Source organism: Streptomyces sp. UH6, assembly GCF_013421635.1.
GTDB classification, from domain to species: domain Bacteria; phylum Actinomycetota; class Actinomycetes; order Streptomycetales; family Streptomycetaceae; genus Streptomyces; species Streptomyces abyssomicinicus.
The window spans coordinates 1-6,366 of the sequence record NZ_JACADT010000274.1 but is presented as its reverse complement, the minus strand read 5'-3'; the positions used below and the strand labels follow the sequence as shown (position 1 = coordinate 6,366).

At 69.9% G+C, this 6,366-nt stretch carries 8 protein-coding genes and 1 pseudogene; 7 read left to right on the top strand and 2 right to left on the bottom strand.

The features are described from left to right. The 5 genes from HW445_RS15210 to HW445_RS15190 form a co-directional block, all read left to right on the top strand. On the top strand, positions 1–696 hold a 696-nt coding region (locus HW445_RS15210; RefSeq protein WP_180221551.1), incomplete at its 5' end, for a VWA domain-containing protein. A gap of 130 nt (positions 697–826) precedes the next feature. Beyond that, the gene (metG, locus tag HW445_RS15205) at positions 827–2,536 is read left to right on the top strand and encodes a methionine--tRNA ligase (RefSeq protein WP_180221550.1); all 1,710 of its coding nucleotides are present in this window, start codon (positions 827–829) and stop codon (positions 2,534–2,536) included. A gap of 116 nt (positions 2,537–2,652) precedes the next feature. Then, positions 2,653–3,018 (top strand): PH domain-containing protein, encoded by a 366-nt coding sequence (locus HW445_RS15200; protein WP_180221549.1) that lies wholly within the window; start codon positions 2,653–2,655, stop codon positions 3,016–3,018. Between the two features lie 92 nt (positions 3,019–3,110). Then, positions 3,111–3,578 carry a hypothetical protein gene (locus HW445_RS15195; protein WP_180221548.1) on the top strand — a complete coding sequence of 156 codons (468 nt, stop codon included), beginning with the start codon at positions 3,111–3,113 and terminating at the stop codon, positions 3,576–3,578. Between the two features lie 72 nt (positions 3,579–3,650). Beyond that, positions 3,651–4,064 (top strand): Uma2 family endonuclease, encoded by a 414-nt coding sequence (locus tag HW445_RS15190; RefSeq protein ID WP_308799183.1) that lies wholly within the window; start codon positions 3,651–3,653, stop codon positions 4,062–4,064. Between the two features lie 6 nt (positions 4,065–4,070). On the opposite strand, the gene HW445_RS15185 is transcribed toward HW445_RS15190, so the two are convergent. Both HW445_RS15185 and HW445_RS15180 read right to left on the bottom strand, forming a co-directional pair. Then, positions 4,071–4,283 carry a DUF397 domain-containing protein gene (locus tag HW445_RS15185; RefSeq protein WP_180221547.1) on the bottom strand — a complete coding sequence of 71 codons (213 nt, stop codon included), beginning with the start codon at positions 4,281–4,283 and terminating at the stop codon, positions 4,071–4,073. Then, positions 4,280–5,155: a helix-turn-helix transcriptional regulator gene (locus tag HW445_RS15180; protein WP_180221546.1), complete on the bottom strand. Its 876-nt coding sequence runs from the start codon at positions 5,153–5,155 to the stop codon at positions 4,280–4,282. The genes HW445_RS15185 and HW445_RS15180 overlap by 4 nt, the downstream gene beginning before the upstream one ends. Before the next feature lie 161 nt (positions 5,156–5,316). On the opposite strand from HW445_RS15180, the gene HW445_RS15175 reads away from it, so the two are divergent. Together HW445_RS15175 and HW445_RS15170 are read left to right on the top strand one after the other, a co-directional pair. Then, entirely contained in the window at positions 5,317–5,844 is a 528-nt protein-coding gene (locus tag HW445_RS15175) for an ATP-binding protein (RefSeq protein ID WP_308799181.1), read from the top strand. A gap of 139 nt (positions 5,845–5,983) precedes the next feature. Further along, positions 5,984–6,366, top strand: a pseudogene (locus HW445_RS15170) (helix-turn-helix domain-containing protein); the annotation flags it as partial.

Genomic DNA, 6,366 nt, shown 5'->3' with positions numbered 1-6,366 from the left:
GTGGCCGGTAGGGCGAAGGCCGCCGACGCCACCGCCGTGCCCGCACCGCTCGCCGCCGCCCACGCCGCCGCGACCGCCGCCCTGGAGGCCCGCGGCCTCGCGGAGGCCAAGGCCCGCGTGTACCTCGTCCTCGACCGGTCTGCGTCGATGCGGCCGTACTACAAGGACGGTTCCGCCCAGGCGCTCGGCGAGCAGGCCCTCGCCCTGGCCGCGCACCTCTCCCCGGCGAGCGCGGAGAACACCGCACTCCCCGTCGTCTTCTTCTCCACCGAGATCGACGGCACCGGTGAGCTGACCCTCGCCGAGTTCGAGAACAAGGTCGACGACCTGCACGCCGAGCTGGGCCGGATGGGCCGCACCAGCTACCACGCCGCCGTCGCCGAGGTCCTGCGCCTGCACGACGCCTCGCAGGACCCGAAGGCCCCCGCCCTGGTGGTCTTCCAGACGGACGGCGCCCCCGACGCCAAGACCCCCGCCACCCAGGCGTTCACCGAGGCCGCCGCCTCGCACCCCGGCGTCTTCTTCTCCTTGGTGGCGTTCGGCGAGCACGACAACAAGGCGTTCGACTACGCCCGCAAGCTGAAGACCGGCAACACCGCGTTCTTCCACGCCGGCCCGACCCCGCTCGAGCTCACCGACCGCGAGCTCTACGACGGCGTCCTCGCCGCCTGGCAGCCCGGGGCCGAGAAGTCCTGACACCCGGGACCCGCACCCCGCAAGATCACCGGCGCCGCCCCCTCCCAGCAGATAAAACGGGAGGCGGGCGGCGCCTGCATGTCGGCTACGATTTCAAGGTTCGAAGACATTGCGACCTGGGAGCAGCCCCGTGGCTCGACACCTCATCACCAGCGCCCTTCCGTACATCAACGGGATCAAGCACCTGGGCAACATGGTGGGGTCCATGCTCCCGGCCGACGTGTACTCCCGCTACCTGCGCCAGCGCGGCCACGACGTGCTGTACATCTGCGCCACCGACGAGCACGGCACGCCCGCCGAGCTCGCCGCGAAGGAGCGGGGCCTGCCGGTCGCCGAGTTCTGCGCCCAGGCCCACGACGCGCAGAAGGCCGTCTACGACGGCTTCGAGCTCGCCTTCGACCACTTCGGCCGCAGCTCCTCGCAGGAGAACGTCGAGATCACCCAGCACTTCGCGCGGAAGCTGAACGAGAACGGCTTCATCGAGGAGCGGGCGATCCGCCAGGTCTACTCGCCGGCCGACGGCCGGTTCCTCCCGGACCGCTACGTCGAGGGCACCTGCCCGCACTGCGGCTACGACAAGGCCCGTGGCGACCAGTGCGAGAACTGCACCCGCGTCCTGGACCCGACCGACCTGCTGAACCCGCGCTCGGCGATCTCCGGCTCCACCGAGCTGGAGGTCCGCGAGACCAAGCACCTCTTCCTCCTCCAGTCCAAGCTCCAGCACGAGGTCGAGGCGTGGGTGGCCGCGCACGAGGACCAGTGGCCGCAGCTGTCCTCCTCCATCGCCCGCAAGTGGCTGACCGAGGGCCTGCACGACCGCGCGATCACCCGTGACCTCGACTGGGGCGTGCCGGTCCCGGCCGACACCTGGCCGGAGCTGGCCGCCGAGGGCAAGGTCTTCTACGTCTGGTTCGACGCCCCGATCGAGTACCTGGGCTCCACCAAGGAGTGGGCCGACCAGGACCCCGAGAACCGCGACTGGAAGTCCTGGTGGTGGGAGGCCGACGACACCGTCCGCTACACGGAGTTCATGGCCAAGGACAACGTCCCGTTCCACACGGTGATGTTCCCGGCCACCCAGCTCGGTGTGCGCGAGCCGTGGAAGAAGGTCGACGTCGTCAAGGCGTTCAACTGGCTGACGTACTACGGCGGCAAGTTCTCCACCTCGCAGAAGCGCGGCGTCTTCACCGACCAGGCGCTGGAGATCCTCCCGGCCGACTACTGGCGCTACTTCCTGATCGCCAACGCCCCGGAGTCCGACGACTCGTCGTTCACCTGGGAGCATTTCACGGCGACGGTCAACAAGGACCTGGCGGACACGCTCGGCAACTTCGTCAACCGGGTGCTGTCCTTCTCGAAGAAGCGCTTCGGTGAGGAGGTCCCGGCGGGCGCCGAGGCGGGCGAGGCCGAGGTGAAGCTCGGCGAGCAGATCGCCGGGCTGCTGGCCGAGTACGAGACCCAGATGGAGGCCCTGCAGTTCCGCAAGGCCGCGGCCGCGCTGCGCGCGCTGTGGTCGGCGGGCAACTCCTACCTGGAGGAGAAGGCCCCCTGGCTGGAGATCAAGACCGACAAGGACGGCGCCGCGCTCACCCTGCGCACGGCGATGAACCTGATCCACCTGTACGCGATCGTCTCCGAGCCGTTCATCCCGGCCAGCTCCCGGGCGATGCGCCAGGCGTTCGAGCTGGCCGACGACACCGCCGCGTGGGTGTCGGCCGACGAGGCCCGCGCGCTGGCGTTCCTGCCGGTGGGCACGCCGTTCACCGTGCCGCCGGTGCTGTTCGCCAAGCTCACCGACGACGATCTGGCGGCCTACAAGGAGCGCTTCGGCGGCGAGTGACCGCCGTCACTCCCCGTTGTCGTACCCCCGTGCGAGGATCGGTGTGAACGACTCGCTGTGAAGGCCGGCCGACCAGCCGCTCTTCACAGCGATCACCACCGACCGTGGGGGGAACCATGGCTCTGTTCGGCAACGCGCACCCGATCGACCCGGCCCAGGCGGCCCAGGACTACGCCCGCCTGCTGGGTCAGGGCGAGCAGGTGCGGGCCGCCTACCTGCTGATCCGCGACACCATCATGCTCACGGACCGTCGCATGATCCTGGTCGACAAGCAGGGCATCACCGGCAAGAAGACCGAGTACCACTCGATCCCGTACCGCTCCATCACCCACTTCGCGGTGGAGACGGCCGGCACCTTCGACCTGGACGCCGAGCTGAAGATATGGGTGTCCGGCTCCCAGATGCCGATCCAGAAGACGTTCACCAAGGGCGTGGACATCTACGAGGTGCAGGCGATCCTCACCCAGTACGTCGCCCGCTGACGTGGACGCCGGGGCGGAAATACCGCGCGGTACCGGACGTACCGCCCGCCCCGGCTTCGCAACGCGTGGCAGTGGCTCTAGGGTTGCCGCTCATGGCAATCCCCCAGGTCATCCCGATCGCCCATGAGCCGGACGGCCGTACGGCCACCATCGGCCGGTACGCCGACGGCCAGTTCCTGGCGTCGGTGACATACGCCTACCCCGTCGGGTACCGCCCCGACGACGGGTGGGAGCAGCAGCGGCGGCTCTACGCCGTCCTGCACACGTTCGACGCGGACGGTGTGCACCGCGACACCGACATCTGGTGCGGCGGCACGTGGGCCGACCAGCAGCGTGACCCGGCGGTCCTCGGCCAGGCCGAGGCCCACCTGACCAAGCTCCTGGAGACCCTCCCGTCCCGCCAGTACGGCGACATAGCCGTCCGCCCCTTCCGCCGCACCGTCGACGACGTCCTCTTCGGCCTCCTCGTCGAGTCGGAGGACGAGGGCGACGAGTGGACCGAACTCCACCCCGACCGCCTCGGCTTCGGCCCCCCGTGGAACGGCGAGTACGACTCCTGACGGCCGCCGATCGTGTGAGGCCCGGACGAAGACCGGCCGGGTCCATGCCCACGGGCTCTAGGTTCGGCTCCTGTGGCGACCAGAGTGCTGGACCAGGAAGAGTTCGAGGAACTCGCTCGAACGGGCTACCGGATCAACGAGGCCCTGCGGCTGGAGTGTGTCGAGGGGCGGGTCGTGGAGCAGCCGCTGCCGGACGGCAGCCACTCGACGATCGTGGCGTGGCTGACTCGCCTGTGCTTTCAGGCGCGACCGGACCGGTGGCTGTATCACGGCCTTGGCCTGAGGGTCGACGAGGGGCGACGGCGGACCGGCATCCCCGTCTACCTCCTCATCGACCGCGACACCTGTGAGGTCAAGGTCCACTCGGAGCCGGAAGGCGACCGCTACACCCGGCAGGTGGTCGTGCCCTACGGCAAGACGGTCACCCTGCCGGACCCGGTCGGCATCGAGCTGGACACCGAGCCGCTGAAGGAGTGGACCCGCTGACGGCGGTCAGTTCCCGGACGCGTACCCCACGAAGTGCGCCCACGCCTCCGGCGCCAGCGCCAGGCGGGGGCCGGCGTCGCGGTACTTCGAGTCACGGACGTGCACGGTGCCGGGAGACGTCGCGACCTCGACACAGGACTCGCCGTCGGTGCCACCGCTGTGGCTGCTCTTGAACCACGCCAGTTCGGAGGCGTCCCCGTCCGAGGACTTGCGGATCATGTTTCCCCCAGCAGTTGCTCAATGAAGACCATCGACTCTCTCGATGAGAGAGCCTGCGCCCGGATGGTGCCATACCGCAGCTCAAGGATGCGTAGCTGCTTCGGTTCGGTGATCGGCCGCCCGTTGAACGCACCGTCAGAGCGGCCTGCTGCCGTGCCGTCCGGAAACTTGAGCAACTCGATCCTGCCGTCCAGCCCGGGATGCGCCTCAGTGTTCGTCGGCATGACCTGAAGCGTGACGAAGTGCAATCGCCCTACCTCCAGCAGGCGTTCGAGCTGCCGTCGCCACACCATTGTGCCTCCAACCTGCCGACGCAGCGGTGCCTCCTCCAGGACGAAGTGGATCGAAGGAGCCGGGTCGCGGTCGAAGACCGACTGCCGGGCCAGCCGAGCCGCCACCATGCGCTCCACGTCGTCGAGTGAGTAGGGCGGTTGCGCTGCCCTGATGACCGCCCGGGCGTGCTCAGGCGTCTGCAACAGCCCGGCGACGATGTTGCACTCGTACACGCCGATCTCGACCGCGCGCGCCTCCATGTCCGCCAAGGCCCGCACCTTCTTCGGGTAGCGGACCTTCGCCACGTCGTCCTTCATCGCGGCCAGCAGCCCGCCCGCCGCCAGCACCTCGTCCGCCCTGTCCAGGTACTCCGGCCGGGGAATCCGCTTGCCGCCCTCGATCTTGTAGACCAGGTCCTCGCCGTAGCCCACGGCCTTCCCGAAGTCGCCGGCGCGCATCCCCACGGCCTCGCGCCGCAGCTTCAACTGCCGCCCCACCGTGGCCACCACGGCCAGGCCCCATTCGTCGTCCGGGTCGACCTCCCACCCCGGCTCGTCAGCCTCGGTCCTCAGTCGCCGGACCTCGCCGTCCACCGTCATGCCCGCGCCCCTCCGTCGTGCCGCCGCCTCGTACCAGCCCCGCCCTACCCGTACGCCCCGCCCCGACAAGCCCGGACACCGCCGGACAAGCACCGGACAGTCACCGTACGCAGCCGCGTTGTCACTCGTCACGGTAGGCGTATCCGGCCACGCTGAGTGACGTGAACGAGAATCCCGTCCGCGACTTCAGCGTGCTGCTGTCCCCCACCCCCCGTGGCGCACGACTCGCGCGTCTGCTCGCCACCGAGCAACTGCGGGCCTGGGGACTGCCCTTGGCCCCGGCCCAGCACGTCGTGGCCGAACTGGCCAACAACGCCTCCACCCACGGCCGCGTCCCGGGCCGCAACTTCCGGCTCCGCCTGGTCGCCGTCGGCGGGACCCTCCGCATCGAGGTCACGGACACGCGCGGTGACCGGCTCCCGCGGCTCCGCGCCACGGGCCTCACCGACGAGGCAGGCCGCGGCCTTGCCCTCGTGGCCGCCCTCGCCGACCGCTGGGGCGTGGCCCGGGACCTGCCGCCCCGCAAAACGGTATGGGCCGAACTCGCCCTCCCGGCACGGGATGCACCGGGTCCCGGCGGTTCAGGCTCCGGTCCGGCTCGCGCTCCCTATGAACTACCCACGGGGGAGAAAGCACCCCACCAAACCCCACCCTTCCCTCCCGCCGGGCAAACTCACTCCCGCGAGTGAATATGCCCGAGTGGACTGGATTTGGCACCGGTTGCCTGCCTTACGCTCAGCGCGACACAACAACAGACATGCGACGGCCCCCGCCGGGACTGGCATCCCAAGCGAGGGCCTGACCACCGAGGAAGAAAGCAGCTTCCCGATGGGTACCGAAAACCCTAGCGCGCCCTCGCGCGCCCAGTCCCGGGTCCGGGGCGAAAACCGCCCCGCCGGTGCGCCGTTCGCGGGCGTCGTCCACGACCACGCCCGCCACACCGAGAACTTCACGGTGATCGGCAACGACCTGGCCCAGCACCGGGAGCTGTCGCTGCTCGCCATCGGGCTGGCCTGTTACATCCAGTCCGTGCGCCCCGGCACCGCCGTCGACATCAAGACGCTCACCGCCCGCTTCCCCGAGGGCTCCACCCGTATCGCCGCCGCCCTGCGCGAACTCGAGACCCACGGCTACCTGCGCCGCACCCGCGAGCGGACGGCCACCGGCCGGGTCGTCACGCGGACGGTCTCCTGCAACAGGCCCGGTCACCG